The organism is Enterococcus sp. 12C11_DIV0727 (assembly GCF_002148425.2).
Classification (GTDB): Bacteria; Bacillota; Bacilli; order Lactobacillales; family Enterococcaceae; genus Enterococcus_L; species Enterococcus_L lemimoniae.
In genome coordinates, this window is record NZ_CP147248.1 from 148,041 (window position 1) to 171,671 (window position 23,631).

A 23,631-nucleotide genomic window follows, 5' to 3' on the forward strand; every position below is an offset into this window, starting at 1 on the left:
TGGTGAAAAAAGTTTTCTACGGTATGATTAGATTATAAAAAAACGGATAGTGATCGATCATAATGGAGGTAAATACTATGAAAAAAAATGGCGAAAAGAAGCTTGCAGAAGGAAAAAAATCATTTTTTAAGAAAGTAAAACCGAATCCCAAGCAAAAAGAAACGTTAGTTGTAGAGGACAAAGAAGAAAAAGAATTTGAATCCTTTTTTGCTGAAGTAATCAAAAAATTTCCTCAAAAGACAGCTACGATCATTTTGAATAGTTATGGAAAATCGAAAGAACGTGCTGAACAAATTTTAGCTAAAAGCAAAAATCAATTTGATGGTATTTTTGATGAGTTTTTGCAGGGCGTGGATGCAGAGACTCGTAAAAAATGTCATAAAACTGTTCATGCAGCATCCTTGACCGCTGCAATCATCGGTTGTTCACCGATCCCTTTTTCAGATGCAGTGTTACTTGTCCCTGTACAATTAACCATGTTGGCTCGTTTGCATAAGTTATTTGGCCAATCATGGTCAGAAAGTATGGGGAAAAGTATCGGTAAAGAAATCATCGTTGTGGGCCTAGGAAAAAGTGCTGTTGGTAATATACTCAAATTTATTCCAGCAGTGGGGACTGTTGCGGGAGCTGCAATCAATGCAACAGTTGCAAGCACAATTACTGAAACTTTGGGATGGGTGACGGTAAAAATGTTAAATGATGGCGAAGATATTTTTGAGCAGACAATGACATTTAAAGGGCAATTTCAAACATTGTTTAAAGCAGTACAAAATTCGGGCAAAAAAACAAAATAAAAAATACTTGTCAATAAAAGTTGAAAAATGATTCTTCTATTTGACTACGCTACTTTTTGATTCATTATCCTAAACGAGCTTGTAAAGGCAGCGAGTAAGAGATAAAGTAAATATAGACGTATAAAAAATGGAGGGATTTGAACTTGAAAAAGATAATTGTGACCGGTGCTGGAGGCGGACTTGGCAAGGCCATCTGTGAGAGGAGTGTCAATGAAGGCTTGGATGTAATTGCCGTAGACATAAATGCCGCCTCTCTCAAGGAACTTGAACAGTTGCCAAATTGTCAAACTAGCATCCTTGATATTAGTCATTATAATGATACACAACAATTTTTTAATCAGTTAAAAGATGATCCTACTATAATTGGACTAGTGAATAATGCAGGTATTTACAAAGGGAAAAGTCTTCTGGATTATAATGAAGCAATGATGGATACTGTTTTAAATGTTAATATTAAGGGACCAACGATCTGCTCAAAATTTTTTATAGAAAATCTGCAATTGAATAATTAAAAAGGGAAAGATCATCAATATATCTTCTATTTCGGGACAAGAAGGCAGTTCAGATGCGCTATACGGTTTATCCAAAGCAGCGATTATCGGGTTAACAAAGAGTTTAGCACTACGTTTTTTTGAAACTGTTTTGGTCAATACTGTTGCGCCAACGATGATCGAGACAAAAATGATGGAAAAAATTCCTACATGGCGAAAAGAAGAATATTACGCTCATCATCTGATTAAAGAAGCAGTATCAGCAAATGATGTGGCAAATACTGCGAATTTCTTACTATCAGATGAGAGTAATCATTATACTGGAGCTACTTTTGATTTGAATAATGGTGGTTATTTAAGGTGAATGAAAATAGGATAGTGCTTCTAACTTCACAGGGAGGAGAAAGGACTTACTGATTCGTATAAAAAAGATTGAGTTCAAACTGACGAATTCAGAAACGCTAAAACCAAAAAGGAGCTCTTTTTATGAAACAATCGATTGTTCACATTGCTTTAGTCGTTGATGATTATGACGAGGCAATTGCTTTTTATACTCAAAAACTTCATTTTACTTTGATAGAGGACACGTATCAACCAGAGCAAGGAAAAAGATGGGTGGTAATAGCACCACCAAATTCAAAAGGTACAACTATTTTATTAGCAAGAGCATCGAAACCGATTCAGCATGAGTTTATTGGCAATCAAGCAGGTGGCCGAGTATTTCTATTTTTAGCTACGGATGATTTTTATAGAGATTATACTCACATGGTTGCAAACCAAATCGAGTTTGTTAGAGAACCTAAAGAGGCTGACTATGGAATCGTGGCCGTGTTTAAAGATCTTTATGGTAATTTATGGGATTTAGTCCAGTTTGATGAAGATCATCCTATGAGTGAACGATTATAAGGTGATAACTAAGTTTATTTCTTTAAGAGGGGGAAAAGATGATTAAAAATAATGGTGATTCTATAGCAATTGGTATTTGTTTAGGTGTAGCATTTGGTTTGATTTTCGATAATTTAGCTTTAGGAATAGCCTTGGGTGTAGCCATAGGAGCTGCTGGAATTTTTGACAGCAAGAAAAAAGCGAAAAATAAAGGAGCCAAAAAGGATTGAAATGAAAAAACTACATTTTAAAAAGATGCTACCTTTTTTTAGAAAACGTAGAAATTTTCTAAACCTTTCTATAGTATTAATTGCAATTTCCATTTTTAGCGGTTGTGGAAATAATAAAAATGAGAGAGCAATTAATGGGGCTAGCACTGATACTAGTCTAAAAGATACAGCAAAGATTTCTACATCAAGTTCAACATTCGATAGTAATTCAAAGCAAGAAGCAGGAATAAAAAGTGAAGCTACCGCACAATTAGAATTAAATTATGAAGATTCACAAATAGAGTACGCTCGAGTAATTGCTAATCTAGGCGTTGGGAACAAAATAGGATACACGATCGAGAGGGTTAGAAGCAATCAAATAACATTTAATACATCGGTATCAGATGTGTATAAAAGCATCCACATTCAAGAACTAGGTTCTGAGGATAGATATATATATATTATTTGCCTTTAGGGGATGGTTTTATAGAACATTATGGCATGAAAAAATATCCCTCTGCTCCAACTACATCACCTGCTAAGGTTTATTTAAAAACTGATTATGACGATATTGCTTTAGCTCTGTTAGAAAACCAAAAGGATATCTCTGATAATGATTTAAATATTGAAGCGATAAACAATGGCGATTTCACTTCGTTGATCGGAACCTGGAAAAACTGTAAGAATGATGTTTTAATCATAAATACTGACGGTACAACCAATATGGCGTTTGTAGTTCATGGGGTACCGGAATCTGATAAAACAAGTAAGGTTCCATTTGCAAGTTTAAGCGCAGGTGGTCCTGGTGGTGCAGCACTTGGTCTGTATAAAATAGGGTTCAAAAATCCGGATGGTGATAGTTCAGATAGTACGAAACCTAGGTTAATAATCACACAGCAAGGTGGAAACTATTCTTCAGATAGTTATTATTACAGACAATAAATTAGATAGAATCAATTTAAAAAAAGCTGATTATAGAAATATAAAGTAGAGGTAAGCGTTTAGGCCCGAGAATAAGTCAGTATTCACGAAAATTGTTCTTCGAATTTTTGTGAGTGCTGGCTTATTTCAGGAGCCTTCAACACTTAATGCTTCAGCACTTAGAAAATGAAGGAAGCACGTGTTTTTCAGTGCGCATCGCCGAATCACTTCCAAAAAAGCAGCTAAAATCCTTTTACTTTCAAACCTTTTAAACTAAGACTAAAAAAAACTTCTGTTTTGTAGTATAATTTTCAAGGATAGAGGAAAGGCGGGGAAGTCAATGAGAAAGAAACAAACATACGCAGTAGTGGATCTAGAGACGACGGGAACCGATCCAAAGGTAGATCGGATTATCCAGTTTGGCTGTGTGTTGATCCAAGAAGGAAAAATCATTTCCCGTTTTGCTACTGACATCAACCCCAATCAGGCCATTTCCAAACAGATTCAGCAGTTGACAGGTATTAGTAATAGCCGTGTACAAAAGGCGCCTTATTTTGAGGATGTGGCACTAACGATCTATAACTTATTAGCTGATACGGTATTTGTGGCACATAATATCTTTTTTGATTATTCATTTTTAGCGCAAGAATTGACCCGTTGTGGTACACCAAAATTGCAGATTCCAGGTATTGATACGGTGGAGTTGGCTCAGATTTTTTTACCGACAGAAAAGAGTTTTCGTTTAGGGGATTTGTCTGAGAGTTTAGGTTTAGTACATGATAATCCTCATCAAGCGGATAGTGATGCACAAGTGACGGCTGAACTATTACTATTGATCGAAGCAAAAATGCGCCGCTTACCATTAATTACAATGGAAGTAATCGATCGCTTAAGTCAACAAACAGGTATGGATACTAGCTCTTATATCCATGATATATATGAAGAAATGAAACAAGATATTCAACCTTTGGCAAAAGAGCAACATGTTGTTTCTGGCATTGCGTTAAGAAGAAAAGAAGTTCCGCTTTATGAAGAAAAGTTATATGAACATGCCGTTTTTCCTCATAAGAAAAAAGCCAAAGAAAAACTTTTTAAAGATAAGATCGTTTATCGTTCAGAACAAAGTCGTATGATGAACTTAGTCTATGAGCATTTTACAACTGCTGAAAACAAAAATTTATTTATTGAAGCAGCGACGGGAACGGGAAAAACGCTGGGCTTTTTATTTCCATTAAGTTATCTGGCTACACCAGATAATCCAGTTATTATCAGCACGGTTTCGATCGTCCTGCAAAATCAATTGATAGAAAAAGATATTCCTTTAGCAAATCAAATTTGTCCTAAATCACTCAATGCTACGATCATTAAAAGTCATCGTCATTATCTAGATTTACAGCGGTTTAAGGATACTTTGAAAAACCCTTTGCAGCAAAAGCAATATGCTCTATATCAAATGGGTGTCTTAGTTTGGTTGGTGGATACAGAAACAGGTGACCTTGATGAGTTGCAATTAACGAATTTTAATCATGTTTTTTGGCGGGACGTTGCCCATCGTGGGATTGATTTTTTATCTAATCATGATCCCTTGTATCAGGAAGACTTTGTTCATTTTCTTTATAAGAAGGTCAGACAAAGCAATGTATTGATTGTCAATCATGCCTTTTTGGCACAAGAAACACTAAGGGAAGTCCCACTTTTACCTAAAAGTGCTTATTTGATTATTGATGAAGCACATCATTTGCCCGATATTGCTGGGAAGATTGCAAATCGTCAATTTAATTATACTTCGTTCAAAAAACAAACAAGCTTATATTTAGAGGAAGAACAGTTGTTTGATCAAGTTAACCAAATTTTTGAAAAGAAAACGCAAGAACAACGATTATTGCGTATTTATACGAAAGCCTTGAATGATTTAGTAGAAGAATTTAGTGATTTGTTTTACGAAATAAATCAGTTATTTCCAAAAGCTAAACAGCAGCATATAGAATCCAATCTGTTGACTAAGCCTGTATTCGATCATTTGTCGTTAAATGGTGAGACTTCAATTCAAAAAATTGACATCCTTTTGACCGAGATGCAAGAAATTCAAGCGCGATTGCAGCAGTCGATCGTAAATCAATTGGAAAAATTTACTACCTCTCAACGCATTATATTTGTTAGTTTACTACAATTCTTTGAGCGGATCGTGTTTCTTTATGACTGTTTTGATATCTATGTCAACGAATGGCAGCCACGCTGGATCAAGGAGTATAGCACTACCCCGCAAGGCTATGCGTTACTTTCAATCAATGATTTAGATGCTAGTATTTTGCCAGAGACGACTTGGTATAGTCGTTATGAACGAATCTTATATACTGGTGGAACCTTGAAATTTGGGCATGATAAAAAATATTTGCCGCATAAATTAGGGTTGTCGGATGTCTTATTTAAAACATTGCCTGATCCTTATAATTATGAAGAAAATGCCCGTTTATTTATTCCTACAGAAGCAATTGCAATCAGTCAGGCTGATGCGGCAGAGTTTTCAGGATATATTGCTGAAGTGATCGAAGCATTATCACAGCACCAAGACCGCTCTGTGTTGGTTTTGTTTACGTCACATGAAATTTTATCTAGTGTGTATTATCGTTTACATCCACAATTTCTAAATGCTGGTAGAGAACTTTTAGCTCAAGGAATCAGCGGTAGCCGAGAAAAAATTCTGAAACGTTTTGCCCATTCAAAAAATAGTATTTTATTAGGTGCTGACAGTTTTTGGGAGGGTGTCGATCTACCAGGTGAAGCATTGTCACTTTTGATCGTAACTCGTTTGCCATTTGAAAATCCTAAGAGGCCTTTTGTGAAAGCTCGTTATGATTATCTTGAAGAAAAAGGCATTAATCCTTTTGCCCATGAAGCTTTGCCGAAAGCTTCTTTACGTTTACGCCAGGCTCTGGGCCGTTTGATTCGATCTGACGGTGATAAAGGTGCTTTAGTCGTGTTGGATAGACGATTGATAACGGCTAAATATGGAAAACGTATGTTAAAAGCCTTACCTAAAGATCTACCGGTAAAGGAAGCTGCTCTAAGCGACATCATTTCAGAGCTAAATGAATTTTTAAAATAATAAATTTAGCAACTATACTATTAAAATGAACTGATTTTCTGCTATAATAGTAGCCAGTAAGTTTGGAAAGGGCGAGACGATTGCAAGAACAAGAAGAACGAAATGAAACAAGAAAAACCAAGATTCTTTTAAGTATAATCGCAATTTTATTAGCGATTATCGTAATGATTGCTATTTTTTATGTTCGCTCAACACATCCAAGAACACAAGCGAAAAAAGAAGCAACTGAAATCGCAAAAGAGTATGCACATTTAAACACAGTTGATAACTTTTATTGGTTTACCAGAAAAGAAACGTATTTCAGTGTAACTGGTAAAGATGATAAAGGGGAAGAACTAGTGGTGATCATTCCTAAATCAGGAGAAAAAGTCACCGTTTTAAATCAAAAAGACGGCCAGAACGAAAGTCAGATCCGCCAAGTTGTTGAAACAAAGTACAAAGAAAAAAATATTCAAAAAATTAGTTTAGGGTTATACAATGCTCAGCCAACTTGGGAGATCGTTACAAAAAACGATGATGAACTATTAAGTTATTACCTCCTATCGTTTGCAAATGCTGAAGAAGTCATGATTATTAAAAATGTCTGACGAGACAAGCTTATGAGAATTATTTGACCAGAATTCAGCCACGAATAACTATTTTAAATCCTTGATGAAACAAGGCTAAAAAATGAATGGAGTGGAAGTATGGATATATCAAAACGCGCACAAAAATTAGAACCTTCTGTTACATTAGCGGCAGCGGCGAAAGCGAATGCGCTAAAAGCTTGTGGCAAAGATATTTTAAGTTTAACGGTTGGAGAACCTGATTTCACTACGCCTAAAAATATACAACAGGCAGCAATCCAAGCCATCGAAAGTGGCAAAGCCAATTATTATACACCGTCAGCCGGAATCAAAGAATTAAGAGAAGCGGTTGTACAGCACATTGAGACTTACTATCAATTGAATTATCAAGCAAACAACGTAATCATAACAGATGGCGCAAAATTTGCTTTATATCTGCTTTTTCAAGCGGTCCTGAATCCCAAAGACGAAGTAATCATTCCTGTTCCTTATTGGGTAAGCTATGGAGAGCAGGTTAAACTTGCGGAAGGAGTCCCTGTTTTTATTCCTTGTGCACAGGAAAATGAATTTAAAGTCACTGTAGCACAATTGGAAGCAGCTAAAACGGCAAAAACCAAGTTATTGATTTTAAATTCTCCTTCTAATCCAACTGGAATGATTTATTCTGAAGCCGAATTGCGTAACATTGGTGAGTGGGCTGTAGCAAATGATGTGTTGATTGTATCAGATGATATTTATGGCAGACTCGTCTATAATGGAGCAGTCTTTACCCCGATGGCATCTTTGTCACCAGCGATCCAAAAACAAACAATAATCATTAATGGCGTCTCTAAAAGCTACGCCATGACTGGCTGGCGTATTGGTTACGCGGTAGGTGATGAAACAATTATTTCAGCAATGAACGATATTGCCTCGCAATCTACTAGTAATCCTACTGCTGTTAGTCAATATGCAGCACTTGAAGCCTTAAGGGGTGAACAAGATACAGTAGAGTCAATGAGACAAGCGTTTGAAGCACGTTTAAATGAAATTTATCCGATATTTGCTGCATTGCCAGGCTTTAAATTAGAAAAGCCACACGGCGCATTTTATCTGTTTCCAAATATCAAAGAAACGTTAACGATGTGTGGCTATAGCGATGTTACAAAATGGGTCGATGACTTGTTATCAGAAGGGGAAGTTGCACTTGTCACAGGGGCAGGTTTTGGTGCTCCAGAAAATGTTCGGATCAGTTATGCAACAGATTTAGAAACATTAAAAGAAGCAGCGAAACGTATCCGAGCATTTATTGAGAAAAAAACAGCAAAATAAACACTACTTAATTCGGGATAGGTAAAAGACTAAATGAATGGAGAGACGATCGTGGAACAAATTCAAATTATCGATTCAAAAAATCATGTGGGAGAAACAGTAAAAATAGGGGCTTGGATCGCTAACAAACGTTCAAGCGGAAAAATTGCTTTTCTACAATTACGTGATGGAACAGCTTATTTTCAAGGAATTGTTGTGAAAAGTGAGGTTCCAGAAGAAGTTTTCCAGTTAGCGAAAGGCTTGACACAAGAAACATCTGTCTGGATCACTGGAGAAATTAGAGAAGACAGCCGTTCAAAATTTGGTTATGAAATCGGTGTAACAGGGATCGAAGTGATCTGCGAAAGTCATGATTACCCAATCACGCCTAAAGAACACGGAACCGACTTTTTGATGGATCACCGTCATTTATGGTTACGCTCTTCACGTCAGCATGCGATCATGCAAATCCGTAACGAGATCATTCGTGCAACCTACGAATTTTTCAATAACAATAACTTTGTTAAAATCGATCCGCCGATTTTAACAGCTAGTACAGCAGAGGGTACGACCGACTTGTTTGAAACAAATTATTTTGATCAAAAAGCGTACCTGTCTCAAAGTGGACAATTGTACATGGAAGCGGCAGCTTTAGCTTTTGGTAAAGTCTTCTCCTTTGGACCGACTTTTAGAGCGGAAAAATCAAAGACTCGTCGTCACTTGATTGAGTTTTGGATGATTGAACCAGAGATGGCTTTCATGCATCAAGAAGAGAGTTTAGAAGTGCAAGAACAATACGTAGCGTTCCTTGTTCAAAGTGTATTAGACAATTGTGATCATGCTTTGGATGTTTTAGAACGTGATAGAGAAGTCTTGAAAAAATATACACAATTGCCATTCCCACGTATTTCATATGATGAAGCAGTTGAATTATTGAAGAAAAATGGCTTTGATGATATTGAGTGGGGCGATGATTTTGGTTCACCGCATGAAACGTTTATCGCAAACTCATTTGATCGTCCAGTGTTTATCTTAAATTATCCAAAAGCAATCAAGGCCTTCTACATGAAACCACATCCTACTCGTGATGATGTTGTGATTTGTGCGGACATGATCGCACCAGAAGGATACGGTGAAATCATCGGAGGTTCTGAACGAGCGATCGATCATGATTACTTATTAGAACAAATCCGCAACCATAATCTAGATGAAAAAGAATACTCATGGTATTTAGATTTACGCCGTTATGGTTCAGTGCCTCATTCTGGGTTTGGTTTAGGCTTAGAACGCACAGTAACTTGGTTAGCTGGAATCGAACATGTTCGTGAAGCAAGCCCATTCCCACGTTTGTTAAACCGTATTTATCCATAAAAATAGTCATTCAGTTAGTCGTTGGAAGAAGCATTCTGCTTTACTCCAGCGACTAATTTTATGAAAAATACCATGTTGAAAAAAATAACCCCAAGAAAACAGGAAAAAATAAGGCAAATTGTTTAGAATTCTGTTTTTTTATGGTAAAATTGACAGAAAGTAGATTAAAGGAATGACTCGAATGGAAAACCCAACACAAGTTAAAAGAAAACATTTTCGTTTTCCAGCCTATGATGATGAATTAGGTGTAAAACTAGTTTCTGAAAATAAACGAACATTGTTTCAAGAAGAACCAATGCTCGCTAAACAATCAGCAAAAGTACAACAAAGTGCACCAGTGATTGATCCAATCACAGTTCAACCAGTATTACAGAAACAACCAACACAAACGAATAATCAGCATGTTTCACATAGCCAAGAACAAGTCGCAGAATTAGCACGCCATAAATCCAACTTGCCGAATTATATGATGACGCATAACAAGCCAACATCACCAAAACAAAAAACAAATTTATTTGGCAATATGCCAAAAAGAACCTCTTTTGGTTTTGGTTCTCAGCAAACACCGAATAAAAATAAGGCGGCCTTTTCAAAAGATTTCACTTATGATACTCGTTCTTATTTTGTACCCAAGTATATTCCAGCTTCTGTAATTCCAGAAGAAAAAGCGCCTGTTTTGACAGAGCAAGAATTAGCGGAAGCGATGAAAAAAGATAAAAATTCTTATTTGCTTTTCGATGATGAACCAGCAGCATTTCAAGCGATAGGAAATGAAGACCCAACGGTTCAAAAATTCAACATTCCTAAAGGCACACCAGAAATTCCTGTGACAAGACGCCAATATCAACAAATCAAGCCTGATATGGAACGATTTGGTAAAGAAGAAGACCTTAGTCACGCATTGCCACGCTCTAGAAAAGAGCTGAAAACTGCAAAAGAGAATGCGAAAAGTCAGACAGCTTATGGTCAAAAAGTAGCCGAAGCAGAGCAGGAAAAAAAGAAAGGGATTTTAGACAAATCCTTAAGTGGTATAATTGAAGATTCAAGTATGGAGCTTGAAAACAGTAAGTACTTTAATTAAAACAAACTCTGAGACAAAACGAAATCTGGTTTTGTCTCAGCTTTTTACTGTGAATCACAGCTTTTAAAACGGCTGAGTTAGCTATTTTCATGCAAGTCCAAAACGAAAAATGACTGTTATTTTTCAAGGGAAAAGCATCTGTCTAGTCGTTTTTTAGTTGATTATTTCACAATTATGTACGATAATGGATAGCATATGCTTAAAAAAAATTTAAAAAAGCTACGTTTTATATAGAGTTTAAGAGAAGAGGATTAAAATGAGCAATCAAGAACATAAATTACATCATTTTGTTGGGATCAAAGGATCAGGCATGAGTTCATTGGCCCTTGTGTTATTTGAAAAAGGCTACCAAGTGCAAGGCTCAGATGTAGAAGAGTACTTCTTTACGCAACGTGACTTAGAAAAAGCGGGCATCACTATTTTGCCTTTTAATGCAGATAATATAACCAAAGATATGATCGTCATTGCGGGAAATGCTTTCCCAGACTCGCACGAAGAATTAGTTCGTGCCAAAGAATTAGGGGCTGAAATCATTCGTTATCATGATTTTATTAGTCGCTTTATTCAACCGTATACAAGTATTGCTGTAACTGGTTCCCACGGAAAAACAAGTACAACTGGTTTACTTTCTCATATCTTGACAGGGCTTGCACCAACGAGCTATTTGATTGGTGACGGAACTGGACATGGCGACCCTAACGCTGAATTTTTTGCTTTTGAAGCTTGTGAATACCGCCGTCATTTTCTAGCTTATTCGCCAGATTATGCGATCATGACAAATATTGATTTTGATCATCCAGACTATTTTAAGAGCATTGAAGATGTTTTCTCTGCGTTTCAAACGATGGCTGAACAAGTCAAAAAAGGGATATTTGCTTATGGCGAGGACAAATATTTACGCCAATTGAAAACAAATGTTCCCGTTTATTATTATGGCTTAGCAGCAGATGATGATATCCAAGCAAAAAATATCCAACGCACAACAGAAGGCTCTTCTTTTGATGTGTATCATAATGAAGACTTAGTTGGACACTTTGTATTGCCTGCTTTTGGTCAACATAATATTATGAATGCTTTAGGTGTGATTGCTGTAGCATACTTTGAAAAATTAGATATGAAAAAAGTTGCAGAAGAAATGTTGACGTTTGAAGGGGTTAAACGCCGTTTCACAGAGAAAAAAGTTTCTGATATGATCATTGTGGATGACTATGCGCATCACCCAACAGAAATCACAGCAACTATCGATGGTGCTCGTCAAAAATATCCTGAAAAAGAAATCATTGCCGTTTTTCAACCTCATACATTTACACGGACAATTGCGTTGATGGATGAGTTTGCTGAAGCCTTAGATTTAGCCGACGCGGTTTATCTTTGTGATATTTTTGGTTCAGCTAGAGAACAACAAGGCGATGTCAAAATTGAAGATCTAGGCAATAAAATCCAAAAAGGTGGACAAGTTATTAAAGAAGAAAACGTGTCGCCATTATTAGACCATGAAAATGCTGTAATGGTCTTCATGGGTGCTGGGGATGTTCAAAAATTTGAACAAGCATATGAAACGTTACTAAGTAATACAACTAGAAATGTGTTGTAAAAATAAAATCAATAAAATGTGAAGAAGGAATTTCAACAACTCATTGTGATGATTTGTTGAAGCTCCTTCTTTTTAACTTGCCTTTTATCGTCATTTTGGTACAATTATCTTATCATTAGTGGAGGTGTACTAATTTGAATATCGGAAAACCGAGAAAATTAGGCAAAACCATCGAAGATATTGAGGAAGGCGATTCGCTGTCTTTAACCGAATCGATCGAAGATAAAGATTTACTTCTTTATTTGGGCTTAACAAACGATGCCAATCCCTTATATATCCAACATGATTATGCCCAAAAAACAGAATATGGCAAACCAATCGTACCATCGATCATGTTGATGGGAATCATTACTAGTGCTATTTCAAAGCATTTACCTGGACCAGGTTCTCATGTGGTCAATTTTTCAGTGAACTTTGTAGAGCCAGTTTTTCATTATGAAACATTGACGTTTCAGTTTGAAGTGATCAAGGTAGATAAGATGAAAGATGTTGTAACGATTTCGATTGAAGCTGTTAATGAAGAAGAAAATCGTGTACTTGATGCGGTCGTAATGGTGCAACCCCCTCAAGTAACGTTAGCAGATTTAGAGCAGAAAGAAGGAGATATGAATGAATAATGGAGTAGTAGAAAATGTTGGTTTAAATAAGTTTTATTCAAAAATTTATGCATTTTTAGCGATAGGAATCGGGATCAGCGCAATCGTATCTTATTTAGTATTAAACGTATTTTTCTTTGAAATCGTTATGTTTTTATATCAGTATCCCTTTGCATTTTATGGGATTTGGATTGCGGAACTTGTTTTAGTTGTCTTTTTAGGCTTTAAAGCAATGAAAAATCCGACACTGGCAATTAGTGGTTTTATCTTGTATTCCGTTTTAAATGGTATTACATTAGCGGTTACTTTAGCAATGTATACAGAGGGAACTGTTGTAACGGCGTTTGTTAGTGCGGCTGCTACATTTGGCGGCATGTCGTTGATTGGAATCTTTACTAAAAGAGATCTATCAGCAATGGGGCACGCGGCCTATAGTGCTTTAATTGGCTTGATCATCGCGATCTTCCTAAATGCATTTATCCTGAAAAGTGAACCAGTTGATTACTTGATTTCAATTTTGATGGTGATTATCTTTGCTGGTATTACAGCTTATGATAACCAAAAAATCCGTACATTATATACTCAAACGGGTGGACAACCAGGAACCGGTATTGCTGTTTTTATGGCTTTACAATTATATCTTGATTTTATCAATTTATTCTTGGCTTTCTTACGTATTTTTGGTAAAAATAACTAATTTTTAATACTGTTTAAGCATCCAGATTTTTTCTGGATGCTTTTTTTGTCCTAACAGTATATAAATGCATTATTAGTTGTTCCTTGAAATATGTTGTGTATAAAAATACAAAAAAACCTTTTTTATGATATAAAATCCATTGACTATCTGATCGCTTTGATTTATACTTTTATGAAATTAGAGAAATACTTCGCTTAAATTAGTATTGATTGAGTATGTACGGGAAGGTGTTAGTTATGGGAAATGAGATAAAGGTACCGAAAGGCTTTAAATTTTACGGAACGCACGTTGGTATCAAGAAAAAACGAAAAGATTTTGGTTTGATTGTTGCAGATAAGGTCTGTCATGCTGCAGCAGTTTTTACAAAAAATACATTTTGCGGTGAGTGTATCCCGATCGGAAAAGAACATATAAGCAATGCTGAACTACAAGCCGTTGTAGTAACTAGCGGTATCGCTAATGTTGCCACTGGCAAAGTGGGCAGAGAAAATGAATATAGAATCATGGAGTGCTTAGCCAATAAATTACAGGTCGAGAAGGAAAATATTCTGCCTTCTTCGACAGGTTTGATTGGACCACAGTTACCAATCGATTTAATTGAAAATTTTTTGAAAACAGAGTCAATCGAGATGAAAGAGAACTATGAAGATTTTGCTCAGGCAATTTTGACAACTGATCAACAGATGAAAGTTCGTAGTCTAAAAGTTGGCGATGCAACACTTTTGGGGATCGTCAAAGGCTCAGGGATGATCGAACCAAATATGGCGACGATGTTAGCCTATGTTTTGACCGATGCCAAAATAGCGAAAGAAGCAATTTATCCTATGCTGAAAACGGCTGTGGATCAATCCTTTAATACAATCAGCATCGATTCAGATACTAGCACTAGTGATACAGTTGCTCTGTTGGCTAGCAATCACTATGAAGTGGACCAAATAGCATTTCAAACCGGTCTAAATCAACTCTGTAAGGATTTGGCCCTAGCGGTTGTCAAGGATGCTGAAGGTGCTACAAAGACGATGTTCGTCACTGTGAAAAATGCTGTAAGTCAGGAGCAAGCAAAAAACGCTGGAAAGTCGATCATTAATTCACCACTAGTTAAGACAGCACTATTCGGAAATGATCCAAACTGGGGTAGAATTGCGATGGCTCTCGGAAAAACGGAAGGATTGATTTTTGACCAGAATAAAGTCGCAGTCTATTATGGACAATATCCGATTTTTTCAAATAATAATGAGGAAAAACAAAATATTAGTCAAATATTAGCGTATATTGAACAAAACGAAGATATTTATTTAACAGTTGATTTACATCAAGGAACTGAGCAGTTTGAAGTGATTGGCTGTGATTTAAGCTATGAGTATGTCAAAATAAATAGTGATTATTCGTCTTAACCTATATCTGTTTCAATTGTATAGTCTTATAACATAAAAGTGGAATGGGAAAATAGCTCATTCCACTTTTAATTTGCGAATGTATGTTCTATAATAAGGAGTGATAGGTGGGGTTGAATATGCAGAATACGCAAAGAATCGCAGTCCGCAGATTAGTGGAATTTATTTTACGCAGAGGTAGTATTGATGCTAGACACACAAGTGAACATACAGCATTAGAAGGAGCTAAGATCCATCGTAAGCTTCAGAAAGCTGCTAGTGAGAATTATCAAAAAGAAGTCAAACTGGCGATCGACATAGAATTAAACCAACAAACGTACATAATTGAAGGCCGGGCCGATGGTATTTTTATGGATGCTGAGAATAGAACCGTTATCGATGAAATCAAAACGTCAGAGCCAGCATTTTCTGAATTACTGGAAGAACAGATCGAGATGTATTGGTATCAAGTGATGTGTTATGGGCATATATACTGCCAACAAGAGAACTTAGCAGCAATCACTTTACAGTTGACGTATTATCAAACGACGACGAAAGAAATCACGAGGCAAGAAAAAGATTTTACCAAAGCAGAATTAAAAGATTTTTTTGACGACTTAACGCAAAAATATGAACAATGGCTGATTTTTAGAGCCAATTGGCGTAAACTACGAAATCGCTCACTTCAACAGTTGACTTTTCCTTATGGAGAGTATCGAGCAGGTCAAAGAGAGCTAGCTGTTGCCGTTTATAAAACGATTTTAAGTGATCAGCGACTCTTTGTTGAGGCACCAACTGGAACAGGAAAGACAATTTCGACTTTGTTTCCGACGCTGAAGGCAATTGGAGAAGAACAAGCGGAAAGAGTTTTTTATTTGACCGCTAAAACCATCACTCGTCAAGTAGCTGAAGATGCAGTAGAAGCGATGAAACAAAAAGAGCTCCAGTTAAAGAGTGTGACAGTAACCGCAAAAGATAAAATTTGTTTTTTGACAGAAAGAAATTGTACACCAGAGGCTTGTCCATTTGCCAACGGTTATTATGATCGTTTGAATGAAGGCCTATGGGATTTGTTGAATCATGAGAGTCAGTTTACGCGGGATGTGATCGAAGTCTATGCACGTAAACACACGTTATGTCCCTTTGAACTGTCGTTAGATGTCAGTTTGTGGTGTGATTTAGTTATTTGCGATTATAATTATTTATTTGATCCTGTTGTCTATTTAAGGCGTTTCTTTGAAGAGCAATCAGAAGTGAAAGAGAATATTTTTCTAGTGGATGAGGCTCATAATCTAGTCAATCGCTCGCGGGAAATGTATTCAGCAGTTTTATCAAAAAGTAAGATTTCCGCCTTGAAAGAAACTCTTGATAAAAAACAAAACAAGCTAATCCGAGTACTTAACAAAGTAGAAAAAGAATTTGACAAAATAAAACAGGTCTGTGAGGAAGAAGGCAAAGAGTTTATCCATCAAAATGCGCCAATTGATTCTCTAGTTAAAGTCGCGTATTCTTTAGCGGAAAAAATCAAAGAGTGGCTTCCAGAAAATCAAGAGCATACGAATGTAGAGCAAATCTTGTCTGTTTATTTTGATGTACTGAATTATACTAGAATCAGTGAAGGATACGATAATCATTATTGTACCTATGTCAATTGTCAGAATTATGATATTATAGTTAAACAATTTTGTATCGACCCAAGTTATCTTTTGCAGCAAAAACTTGATAAAGGCAAAGCAAGCATTTTGTTTTCGGCCAGTTTAACACCATTGGATTATTACCAAGAAATACTAGGTGGAAGAGAGGATAGCTTACGTTATCGGATTCCTAGTCCTTTTCCGAAAGAAAATCAACTATTAGTAATCGAAAACTATATTCAAACAACATATAAAGAACGTGAAAATAGCTATGAAAAGATCGTTACAAGTTTGACTAATATGATCCAACAAAAAGCGGGCAATTATTTTGTATTTTTTCCATCATATTCATACATGGATATCATTTATGAACTGTTTCGCCAAAAAAATCCTCATATTAAGACAAAGATTCAAGCAAGTATGATGAATGAAGGCGAACGAGAAGCCTTTCTAGCTGAGTTTGTTATAGATCCTAAAGAAACGTTAGTTGGTTTTTGTGTCTTAGGAGGTATTTTTTCTGAAGGAGTTGATCTAAAAGGTAGCCGCTTAATCGGAACTGCGATTGTTGGAGTCGGCCTGCCACAGATCAATCATGAGCAAGAATTGATCAAGGGCTATTATGATCAGGAAAAAAATCAGGGATTTCAATTTGCTTACCAAATTCCTGGGATGAATAAAGTCTTACAAGCTGCAGGTCGAGTGATTAGAGATACCGCTGACCAAGGAATTGTTTTGCTTTTAGATCAACGCTTTTCAACCGCAGCTGTTCAGCGTTTTTTCCCGCCACATTGGAATCAGGTGCAGACCTCCTTTTCAACGGAACGAACAAAGCAGCTGTTACAACAATTTTGGCAATCAAATTGAACAGATGATGGTAGGAAAAAATAGCTCTTACTGGTATACTAGAACAAGAATTGAACTGTAAATAGCATGATTAAAAAAAGCCGAAGTGTTGATTGTCGGCTCTTTTTTGAGCGTAAATAGGAAAGAATGAGTGAAATAAAAGCATGATAGGGAGACGAAAAATGAAAACAATCCTAGTAATACATACAGGTGGCACGATTTCGATGTCAAAAGAAGTAGATGGAAATGTGACGACAAACAGCATGAATCCATTGCTTGACCAAGAAGAATTATTAGCTGGAAAAGTAAACTTAGTCGTTGAACCGATCTTCAACATTCCTTCTCCTCATATGACATTAGAACGAATGTTAGAGTTAAAGCAACGAATTCAAAAAGCATATACAGAAAATATTGATGGTGTGGTCATCACCCATGGAACAGATACCTTGGAAGAGACTGCCTACTTTTTAGATATTACGTTGGAAAATAAAATCCCAGTTGTTTTGACAGGTGCGATGCGTTCAAGCAATGAAATTGGAACAGATGGGTTGTATAACTTTATTAGTGCTGTTTGGACAGCGTGTTCTGATGAGTCATACGGTAAAGGCGTGCTCGTTGTGATGAATGATGAAATCCATACGGCTCGTTATGTAACGAAAACCCATACGACCAATGTTGCGACATTTCGGACGCCGACTTTTGGTCCAATCGGTATGATTGCCAAAGAACGAACGTTTTTTGCAAGTGAAGTATGTCGACAAGAAGTGTGTGATATTCAAAAAGTATCAGGTGAAGTTTATGTGATCAAAGCATACGCTGGTATGAATGGTAGTTTATTTGACTTGGTAGACAATGCCCAAACAGATGGCATTGTGATCGAAGCGTTAGGAGCTGGCAATCTTCCGCCAGAAACGTTACCAGCACTCGAAAGATTGCTGGCAAGAAAAATTCCGATTGTTTTAGTTTCACGCTGTTCTAACGGAATCGCTGAGGATATTTATGATTATGAAGGCGGCGGTGTTAACTTAAAGAAAATGGGGATTGTTTTTTCTAGAGGATTAAATGGACCCAAAGCTCGGATTCGTTTGATTGTTGGCTTAAACAGTGGGAAAGATCTGCACGAATTATTTGATTTTTTAAGCGAATAAAATAAATCAAAAGAGTATAACGAGCAGGGAAGAGAATCGCTTCAGCTCGTTATACTCTTTTAATTAACGGAAATTGGTAAATTGTAGTTCTACTGGTAAATCTAGATTTCTAAGTAAAGTAATCACTTTTTGTAAATCATCACGGCTTTTTCCAGTGACTCTGATTTGATCTTCTTGGATTTGTGATTTCACTTTGATACCAGAATTTTTGATTGCCACATTGATTTTTTTTGCGTTATCTTTATCGATTCCGCTGATTAAATCACCATATTGACGTGCAGAACCACCAAGAGCTTTTTCACTTGTCGAGAAGTGAATGTTTTTAATCGGAACGGCTCGTTTGACTAATTTGCTGAATAAGACATCTTTTACTTGCTCGATTTTATAGTCGTCCTCTGCAACCACTACTAATTTATTATTTTCTAACTTGATATCTGCAATCGAACCTTTAAAGTCAAACCGGTTTTTAATTTCTTTTAGTGCGATCTGAATCGAGTTTTTGACTTCTTCCATGTTCATTTCAGATGTTACATCAAAGCTTGCTTCTTTTGCTGCCATATGCAAATCTCCTCTCACTATTTCTTACTTTTATAGTACCATTAAATAGGTAAGAAACAAGTCTAAATCATCGTTTGATGTAAAAACAGCGTAAGAAACAAAAATTGATCATAATAGCAATGAAAAAGAATAAAATAATCCTCATTTTCTGCTTTTTTTCTTTTCTTTTTTTGAGTGAACTGTTATCCTAATTCGAGGGATTTTATGTTAGTAAGTAAAGTATAGGAGCTGGAAAGAGTATTTTAGCTTTTCAGAAGATGGGGAGGTTCTGAATGAGTAAATGGGTTATCACCTATAAACGAAGTGAGACATTGAAAAAGTTTGCTGTGATTTTTGTTACCGGGATTTTAGTAGCAATCAGTTTGAACTTTTTTTTAATTCCGGCAAAGGTCTTTTCTGCTGGAATGAATGGGGTTGCACAAATTATCGCAACACTATTGCATACGCATCTAGGGATTACGATCGATACTGGTCTTTTTATTTTGTTATTAAATATTCCAATTTTTATTTTAGGATTTATGAAATTAGGCAAAGAATCAACAATTTACAGTTTTTTAAATGTAGCATGGGTTTCCTTAACGACTATCTTGATTCCCATCGAAGTGATCACCACAAACCCACTGATGAATGCGATCGCTGGTGGCGTCTTGATTGGTATCGGGGCAGGGCTGTCGCTTAAAATGGGCTTTACAACTGGCGGGATGGATGTGATTTCACTTGTTCTATCCAAAACGACGGGTAAGACAGTAGGCAATTATATGTTTATGCTGAATGGAATCATTGTTGCGATTGCAGGTTTTGTATTTGACTGGGAAAGTGCGTTGTACACGATTATTTCGATTTATTGTATGACCCAAGTAGTTGATACGATCCATACTAGTCATCAAAAAATCACAGCGATGATCGTGACTGTTCAACCAGAAGTTGTGACACAAGCGATTTCAAAACAGATGATTCGAGGAATGACTTTGTTGCAATCTATGGGTGGCTATTCTGGTGTTGAAGGGCGAATGATCATGATGGTCATCACACGTTACGAGTTATATGATCTAGAACAAATTGTTTATGAAGTAGATGAAAATGCTTTTATGAATATTATTCCTACACATTCTGTCTTGGGACGCTTTGCAAATGAAGATGAGCAGCGGATCTTTAAAAGCACAGGCAGTTTTCCAGAAATGAAGAAACATAAGATGAAACAGAAATAGAATAATCAAGCAAAATCACTGACAGTCTAAATTCGATTAGAGTGTTTGGTGATTTTTTTGTTGAAAAAACGTGGTAAATTTCCCAAACATTGACACTTTTTCTCTGGTTATAAACTGACTTCCCTAAAATGCTTCAATCTATTGATAGCGTATTCATCAGATGGTATAAATAACCTGTAAACAACTAAATAGAAAGAAGGTGTTTCACTAGTGATGGAAAAAGTGCAGCGGTTTGGAGGAGCCATGTTTACCCCAGTGTTACTATTTTCATTTTCAGGAATTATGGTAGCGCTTGCGATTATCTTTAAAAATCCGATGATCGTTGGGAGTATTGCCAACGAAGGAACAGTTTGGTATGGGATTTGGTCTGTTTTGGAAAGTGGTGCCTGGACAGTCTTTAATCAAATGGAATTATTATTTGTGATCGGGTTGCCAATTGGCTTAGCTAAAAAAGCGAATGCTCGAGCGGCAATGGAAGCTTTTGTCATCTATCTGACCTGTAATTATTTTATCAGCAGTATGTTGGAGTATTTTGGTTCATTCTTTGGTGTTGACTTTACCCAAGAAGTTGGCGGCGATAGTGGCATGAAGTTGATTGCAGGCATCAAAACATTGGATACAGGAATTATTGGGGCTATTTTTATTTCAGCAATCGTGGTTTGGTTGCATAATCGCTATTTTGACACAAAATTACCAGATTTTTTAGGGATTTTCCAAGGATCTTCTTTGATCGCAATTTTAGGCTTTTTCGCCATGTTGCCTATTGCCTTTTTAATTTGTCTGATCTGGCCAAAAATTCAAATGGGTATTGGTTCAATGCAAACATTTTTAGCAAGTGCTGGCACTTTTGGCGTTTGGTTGTATACGTTTTTAGAAAGAATTTTGATTCCTACAGGGTTACATCATTTTATCTATACACCGTTCGTCTTTGGACCAGCAGTTGTTGAAAATGGGATTACGAAATATTGGATGGCCCATTTAAATGAATATGCGCAAACAACAACACCAATCAAGCAGTTATTCCCACAAGGTGGTTTTGCTTTACATGGAAACTCAAAAATCTTTGCCTCACCTGGGATTGCGGCAGCCTTTTATTTCACAGCTAAACCTGATAAACGGAAAAAAGTCTTAGCGATTTTAATTCCGGTTACCTTAACAGCTGTTTTAGCGGGAATCACGGAACCGTTAGAGTTTACCTTCTTATTTGTAGCGCCACCATTGTTTGTACTACATGCAGTGTTAGCTGCAACAATGGCTGCGACGATGTATTTCTTTGGTGTTGTAGGTGATATGGGTGGTGGTTTCATCGACTTATTGGCAAAAAATTGGATTCCACTATTTGCTAATCACAAAGGGATGATTTTCACTCAGCTGCTGATTGGCTTGTCTTTTACACTGATTTATTTCGTTGTCTTTCGGGCATTGATCTTGAAGTTTAATTTTGCCACACCAGGAAGAGAAGCAGAAGATCAAGAAGTGAAGCTATATAGTAAGAAAGAGTACAAAGAAGCGAAAAAAACGGGTGCTCTGGGTGACATTTCCATTGCTGGTGCGAATCAATATACAGAACAAGCCGCTGTTTATTTAGAGGCGTTTGGCGGGAGTGATAATATCGAAAAAGTGAATAATTGTGCTACCCGTTTGAGGATTACAGTAAAAGACGCAGGGATCGTTTTACCCGATGGCGCCTTTAAAGAAGGTGGCGCCCATGGAGTTGTTCGTAATGGTACGGCTTTTCAAGTCATTGTCGGCTTAGATGTTCCTCAAGTGAGAGAGCAATTTGAAAATTTATTAGCATTAGGCAATCAAAACAAACTAAATGAATAGAATGAAGGAGCTGGATAAGAAATGAAGAAATTTTCGATCGTAATTGCAGGTGGGGGAAGTACATTTACCCCAGGAATCGTGTTAATGTTATTAGATAATTTAGAAAAGTTACCCATTAGACAGATCAAATTTTATGACAATAATCTAGAAAGACAAAAGCAAATTGCAGATGCCTGCGAAATTATCATTAAGGAACAAGCGCCAGACATTGAATTTTTGGTGACAACAGATCCTAAAACAGCGTTTACCGATGTTGATTTTGTAATGGCTCATATTCGTGTTGGACTTTATGCTATGCGGGAAAAAGATGAAAAGATTCCACTGAAATACGGCGTGATCGGTCAAGAAACCTGTGGACCAGGCGGAATTGCTTATGGTATGCGTTCCATTGGTGGAGTATTGGAGTTGATCGACTACATGGAGAAATATTCACCAGATGCCTGGATGTTGAATTACTCAAATCCAGCAGCGATCGTGGCAGAAGCAACGCGGAAGTTACGTCCGGAAAGTAAAATTATCAATATTTGTGACATGCCAGTCGGTATCGAGGAACGCATGGCGAAATCTGTTGGGCTGAGTTCTAGAAAAGAGATGGTTGTACGTTATTATGGTTTGAATCACTTTGGTTGGTGGACAGATATTAGAGATCAAAAGGGCAATGACCTAATGCCGCAAATCAAAGCCCATGTCAAAGAGTATGGTTACTCTTTAAAAGAGGAAGTGGAAGAATCACAACATACCGATGCTAGCTGGATGCATACATTTGCCAAAGCCAAAGAAGTCTATGCAGTGGATCCAACCACTTTACCCAATACGTACTTGAAGTATTACTTTTACCCGCAAGACGAAGTAGCTCAGGCAAACCCAGAATATACACGAGCAAATGAAGTTATGGCTGGACGTGAAAAACATGTTTTTGGTGAATGTAATCGGATCACCAAAGCAGGTACCGCCAAAGGGACGACCTTGGAAGTGGATGAACATGCTTCTTATATTGTCGATTTAGCCAGAGCAATCGCCTATAATACCCATGAAAGAATGTTGTTGATTGTTGAAAACCAAGGTGCTGTCGTCAATTTTGATGAAACTGCTATGGTAGAGGTTCCGTGTATCGTTGGCAGTAACGGACCAGAACCGATTGTTCAAGGAAAGATTCCTCGTTTCCAAAAAGGGCTGATGGAACAACAAGTGGCGGTCGAAAAACTAGTTGTTGAGGCTTGGACAGAAGGCTCGTACCAAAAATTATGGCAAGCGTTAATGTTATCAAGAATTGTGCCAAACGCTCGAATCGCACAAGAAATTTTAGATGATTTAATTGAAGCCAATCAAGCGTTTTGGCCTAAGTTGTCGTAGCAATCGATTAGTATCGTTTTCCTTAGAAAATTCCCTTAGTATCGTTTTGATTTTTCATCCTTTATACTAAGGGAAGAACACTAAGG

22 protein-coding genes are annotated in these 23,631 nt (G+C 36.8%); 21 read left to right on the top strand and 1 reads right to left on the bottom strand.

Translation table 11 applies throughout. From position 1 onward, the window contains the following. Positions 1-77: 77 nt before the first annotated feature. From A5866_RS00735 to A5866_RS00820, 18 genes are all read left to right on the top strand, one after another. Positions 78-794, top strand: a complete 717-nt coding sequence (locus A5866_RS00735) for a YcjF family protein (protein ID WP_086444655.1) — start codon at positions 78-80, stop codon at positions 792-794. A 143-nt stretch (positions 795-937) separates the two neighbouring features. Further along, entirely contained in the window at positions 938-1,306 is a 369-nt protein-coding gene (locus A5866_RS00740) for an SDR family NAD(P)-dependent oxidoreductase (RefSeq protein ID WP_217871572.1), read from the top strand. Positions 1,307-1,334: 28 nt separating this feature from the next. Further along, positions 1,335-1,649, top strand: a complete 315-nt coding sequence (locus tag A5866_RS00745; protein WP_254907330.1) for an SDR family oxidoreductase — start codon at positions 1,335-1,337, stop codon at positions 1,647-1,649. Positions 1,650-1,771: 122 nt separating this feature from the next. Then, a complete protein-coding gene (locus tag A5866_RS00750) occupies positions 1,772-2,191 on the top strand; it encodes a VOC family protein (protein WP_086281666.1) in 420 nt (139 codons plus the stop codon). Positions 2,192-2,229: 38 nt separating this feature from the next. Further along, complete coding sequence (locus tag A5866_RS00755) at positions 2,230-2,400, top strand: hypothetical protein (protein ID WP_176271478.1); 171 nt, start codon at positions 2,230-2,232, stop codon at positions 2,398-2,400. Further along, the gene (locus A5866_RS00760; RefSeq protein WP_176332567.1) at positions 2,354-2,854 is read left to right on the top strand and encodes a hypothetical protein; all 501 of its coding nucleotides are present in this window, start codon (positions 2,354-2,356) and stop codon (positions 2,852-2,854) included. Before A5866_RS00755 ends, A5866_RS00760 begins: the two co-directional genes overlap by 47 nt. A 26-nt stretch (positions 2,855-2,880) precedes the next feature. Next, positions 2,881-3,321, top strand: a complete 441-nt coding sequence (locus A5866_RS00765) for a DUF6287 domain-containing protein (protein ID WP_140335128.1) — start codon at positions 2,881-2,883, stop codon at positions 3,319-3,321. 319 nt (positions 3,322-3,640) lie between these two features. After that, complete coding sequence (locus tag A5866_RS00770) at positions 3,641-6,406, top strand: helicase C-terminal domain-containing protein (RefSeq protein WP_086444652.1); 2,766 nt, start codon at positions 3,641-3,643, stop codon at positions 6,404-6,406. Positions 6,407-6,486: 80 nt separating this feature from the next. After that, positions 6,487-6,993, top strand: a complete 507-nt coding sequence (locus A5866_RS00775) for a DUF5590 domain-containing protein (RefSeq protein WP_086444651.1) — start codon at positions 6,487-6,489, stop codon at positions 6,991-6,993. A 99-nt stretch (positions 6,994-7,092) separates the two neighbouring features. Continuing rightward, positions 7,093-8,283, top strand: coding sequence for a pyridoxal phosphate-dependent aminotransferase (locus tag A5866_RS00780; protein WP_086444650.1), 1,191 nt, complete (start codon positions 7,093-7,095; stop codon positions 8,281-8,283). Between the two features lie 51 nt (positions 8,284-8,334). Beyond that, complete coding sequence (gene asnS / locus A5866_RS00785; protein WP_086445530.1) at positions 8,335-9,633, top strand: asparagine--tRNA ligase; 1,299 nt, start codon at positions 8,335-8,337, stop codon at positions 9,631-9,633. A 172-nt stretch (positions 9,634-9,805) separates the two neighbouring features. Further along, positions 9,806-10,714, top strand: coding sequence for a hypothetical protein (locus A5866_RS00790; RefSeq protein ID WP_422389667.1), 909 nt, complete (start codon positions 9,806-9,808; stop codon positions 10,712-10,714). Between the two features lie 256 nt (positions 10,715-10,970). Beyond that, positions 10,971-12,308, top strand: coding sequence for a UDP-N-acetylmuramate--L-alanine ligase (murC, locus tag A5866_RS00795; RefSeq protein ID WP_086444648.1), 1,338 nt, complete (start codon positions 10,971-10,973; stop codon positions 12,306-12,308). 134 nt (positions 12,309-12,442) lie between these two features. Continuing rightward, complete coding sequence (locus A5866_RS00800; RefSeq protein ID WP_086281658.1) at positions 12,443-12,925, top strand: MaoC family dehydratase; 483 nt, start codon at positions 12,443-12,445, stop codon at positions 12,923-12,925. Next, positions 12,918-13,601 (top strand): Bax inhibitor-1/YccA family protein, encoded by a 684-nt coding sequence (locus A5866_RS00805; RefSeq protein ID WP_086444647.1) that lies wholly within the window; start codon positions 12,918-12,920, stop codon positions 13,599-13,601. Before A5866_RS00800 ends, A5866_RS00805 begins: the two co-directional genes overlap by 8 nt. Positions 13,602-13,837: 236 nt before the next feature. Then, the gene (gene argJ / locus A5866_RS00810; RefSeq protein ID WP_254907562.1) at positions 13,838-14,995 is read left to right on the top strand and encodes a bifunctional glutamate N-acetyltransferase/amino-acid acetyltransferase ArgJ; all 1,158 of its coding nucleotides are present in this window, start codon (positions 13,838-13,840) and stop codon (positions 14,993-14,995) included. A 119-nt stretch (positions 14,996-15,114) separates the two neighbouring features. Continuing rightward, positions 15,115-17,472 carry an ATP-dependent DNA helicase gene (locus A5866_RS00815; RefSeq protein WP_086444645.1) on the top strand — a complete coding sequence of 786 codons (2,358 nt, stop codon included), beginning with the start codon at positions 15,115-15,117 and terminating at the stop codon, positions 17,470-17,472. 161 nt (positions 17,473-17,633) lie between these two features. Beyond that, complete coding sequence (locus A5866_RS00820; RefSeq protein ID WP_086444644.1) at positions 17,634-18,599, top strand: asparaginase; 966 nt, start codon at positions 17,634-17,636, stop codon at positions 18,597-18,599. Between the two features lie 63 nt (positions 18,600-18,662). Here the strand turns inward: A5866_RS00820 and A5866_RS00825 are convergent, their stop codons facing one another. Next, complete coding sequence (locus A5866_RS00825; protein WP_025871011.1) at positions 18,663-19,157, bottom strand: YajQ family cyclic di-GMP-binding protein; 495 nt, start codon at positions 19,155-19,157, stop codon at positions 18,663-18,665. A 272-nt stretch (positions 19,158-19,429) separates the two neighbouring features. Between A5866_RS00825 and A5866_RS00830 the strand changes: the two genes are divergently transcribed. From A5866_RS00830 to A5866_RS00840, 3 genes are all read left to right on the top strand, one after another. Further along, positions 19,430-20,365, top strand: a complete 936-nt coding sequence (locus A5866_RS00830; protein WP_086444643.1) for a YitT family protein — start codon at positions 19,430-19,432, stop codon at positions 20,363-20,365. A 210-nt stretch (positions 20,366-20,575) separates the two neighbouring features. Then, the gene (locus A5866_RS00835) at positions 20,576-22,192 is read left to right on the top strand and encodes an alpha-glucoside-specific PTS transporter subunit IIBC (RefSeq protein WP_086281652.1); all 1,617 of its coding nucleotides are present in this window, start codon (positions 20,576-20,578) and stop codon (positions 22,190-22,192) included. Positions 22,193-22,213: 21 nt separating this feature from the next. Next, the gene (locus A5866_RS00840) at positions 22,214-23,545 is read left to right on the top strand and encodes a 6-phospho-alpha-glucosidase (protein WP_086444642.1); all 1,332 of its coding nucleotides are present in this window, start codon (positions 22,214-22,216) and stop codon (positions 23,543-23,545) included. Positions 23,546-23,631 lie beyond the last annotated feature (86 nt).